The 2,563-nt window shown below is 68.1% G+C and carries 3 protein-coding genes; 2 read left to right on the top strand and 1 reads right to left on the bottom strand.

Annotation, left to right across the window (positions count from 1 at the left end):
- Positions 1-182: 182 nt before the first annotated feature.
- Positions 183-1,061, top strand: coding sequence for a UTP--glucose-1-phosphate uridylyltransferase (locus tag ON23_RS08905; RefSeq protein ID WP_039777434.1), 879 nt, complete (start codon positions 183-185; stop codon positions 1,059-1,061).
- A gap of 81 nt (positions 1,062-1,142) precedes the next feature.
- On the opposite strand, the gene ON23_RS08900 is transcribed toward ON23_RS08905, so the two are convergent.
- Positions 1,143-1,556: a MarR family winged helix-turn-helix transcriptional regulator gene (locus tag ON23_RS08900; RefSeq protein ID WP_039777433.1), complete on the bottom strand. Its 414-nt coding sequence runs from the start codon at positions 1,554-1,556 to the stop codon at positions 1,143-1,145.
- Between the two features lie 88 nt (positions 1,557-1,644).
- On the opposite strand from ON23_RS08900, the gene ON23_RS08895 reads away from it, so the two are divergent.
- Positions 1,645-2,563 (top strand): ABC-2 transporter permease (locus ON23_RS08895; RefSeq protein WP_039777437.1); only part of this gene is annotated, 919 nt, incomplete at its 3' end.

The following is a 2,563-nucleotide window of genomic DNA, read 5'->3' as shown; positions in this document are numbered from 1 at the left end:
CTGTCGGGTTCCTGTGCGTGCAGATGCACTGCCGACCACCCCGGCACCCGCATCGACCCCGGCGGATGCCCGCTGACCAGGCACGAGACCGCCGGTAGCCGCGGCGGGGACAGAGTGCATACCCGGAAATCTACGCGCGGGGACCGACATATCCGGCAGCGGAAGTGTGTGATGATCGGTTCATGACCATCCGCAAGGCAGTGATCCCAGCCGCCGGCATCGGCTCCCGCCTGCTGCCGCTGACCAAGGCCATCCCCAAGGAGATGCTGCCGGTCGGCGACAAACCGGTGATCGAGCACACCGTGCGGGAGCTGGTAGCCTCCGGCATCACCGATATCACGATCGTGGTGAGCGGCGGGAAGTCCCTGATCCAGGACCATTTCCGTCCCAATCCGGCATTGGTGGCGCAGCTGCGCGCCGACGGTAAGTCCGCCTATGCCGACGCCGTGGAAGAGGTCGGCGAACTCGGCCGGCTCGGCCACATCACCTATCTGGACCAGCACGGCCCCTACGGCAACGGCACACCGGTGCTCAACGCCGCCCGCGCGCTGGGCGACGAGCCGATGCTGGTGCTGTGGCCCGACGACGTCTTCGTCGCCGAGGTGCCGCGGGCGCAGCAGCTCATCGACGCCTACAACAAGACCGGCTCGCCGGTGCTGGCGTTGATGCCGATGGATCCCGCCGACTCCCAGCGCTACGGCGTGCCGGTCGTCGAGGATTCCTACGAGCCCGGCCTCATGCGCATCAGCGGGCTGCGGGAGAAGCCGAAGCCGGAGGACGCGCCCTCGGCCTACGCCGCGATCGGCGGATACGTCGTCACCCCCGGCATCGTCGACGAACTGCGCAAACAGGTCGACCAGTGGTACACCCACCACACCGGCGAGGTGTATCTGACGGACGCCATCAACGTGTTCGCCGCCTCGAACCCGGTCTACGGACAGGTGATCCGCGGCCGCTGGTACGACACCGGCAATCCGGCGGACTATCTGGTCGCCCAGTTCGCCTCCGCGCTCAGCCACCCCCAATACGGGCCGCTGCTGCGCGATCTGTGCAACGAGTGAGGCCCTGAGCGCCGCGACGATTCTCACGGCGTAGAACCGCACCCGCCGCCTCCGGGGACGGGCGTCGGTGACGCGCGGCGGTCAGCCACCGTCGGCGGCGTTGTAGCGCTCCAGATAGGCGGCGAGCTGGGCGACGTCGCGATCGTCCCAGTCGCGGAAGCGTTCGTTCACCGCCGCACTGCGCGCCCGCTCCGAGTCGGCCGCGACGCGCCGGCCCTCCGGCGTGGCGCGCAGGACGTGGTTGCGGCGGTTGGCCGGGTCGACCTCCTTGACGAGGTAGCCCTGCTTCTCCAGCGCCGCCACCTGCCTGCTCATCGTGGACTTGTCGAGCACGAAATATTCGGCCAGCTCGGCGGCGAGGCAGCCGTCGCGCGCGATCACCAGATCGAGAATGCTGTAGGCCACCAGCGGTAGTTCCGGATGGAGTTCGGCGGCACGCCCGCGGGCGCGACGGGCGAACGCGGTGAGCTCGCGCTGGACTGTCTGAATCGCCACAGTGCGGGACGGGTATGGCTGCGACCCCTTCATGGTTGTATAGTACAACAAATAATAGTTGTATTTACCAACCTTTGGAGTGTTGATCATGTCCCTGCACCAGCTTCGGCACATGGCCGGACATCTGCTGACCCCGCTGCTGATGTGCCTGGGCATGGGCCTGGCCTACCTGGGCGCGTTCCATCAGCCCGAACCCAACCATGTGCAGGTCGCGATCGTCGGCGACAGCCCCCAGGTCAAGGTGATGGCACAGACGCTGAAGGACCGGGCCGGTGACGCACTCGACGTGGTCACGATCGCCGACCGCGCCGACGCCGTGGACCGGTTGCAGCACCGCGCCCTGGCCGGCGCCTTCGTCCCCGCCGCGCAATCCCCCGAACTGCTTGTCGCCAAGGCGAATTCGGATACCACCGCCATGGCCGTCGAGACGGTGTTCGGCACCGTGACCGCCCAGCAGAATCTGCCGCTGCGCACGACCGATATCGCGCCCACCGCCTCGGGCGATCCGACCGGACAGGGCCTGTTCTTCGTCCTCGTCGCGCTCAGCATCGGCGCCTACGGCAGCGTCGCCGCGATCAGCGTCGCCGGTGCGGGCACGCGCATGGCCGTGCGGGCGCTGACCGCGGTGGCCACCTCGTTCGTCGTGAGTGTGATCGGCATCGCGCTGGCCGGACCGGTCTTCCACGTCGTCGACCACGATTACGCCTCGATCTGGGCGATGGGCTGGTTGTACGCCGCGGGCATCCTCTTCATCGGCATCGGCCTGCACCCGTTCCTCAAGCGCTGGACCACGCTCGCGGTGATGGTGCTGTTCGTCATGCTGAACTTCACCACCTCCGGCGGCATCTACCGCCCCGAACTGCAGAACGGCTTCTTCGGCGCCCTGCACTCGTTCTGGAACGGCGCGGGCTTCGTCGAGGGCGCGCGCAGCCTGCTCTACTTCGACGGCAACGGCGGCCTCGGCGGCCGGATCGCGAGCCTGGCGCTGTGGTTCGCGGCCGGTGTGG

It is taken from the genome of Nocardia cerradoensis NBRC 101014, from assembly GCF_000308535.1.
Lineage (GTDB): Bacteria > Actinomycetota > Actinomycetes > Mycobacteriales > Mycobacteriaceae > Nocardia > Nocardia cerradoensis.
The sequence above is the reverse complement of the archived record's forward strand: the minus strand, read 5'-3'. Positions and strand labels throughout refer to the sequence as shown.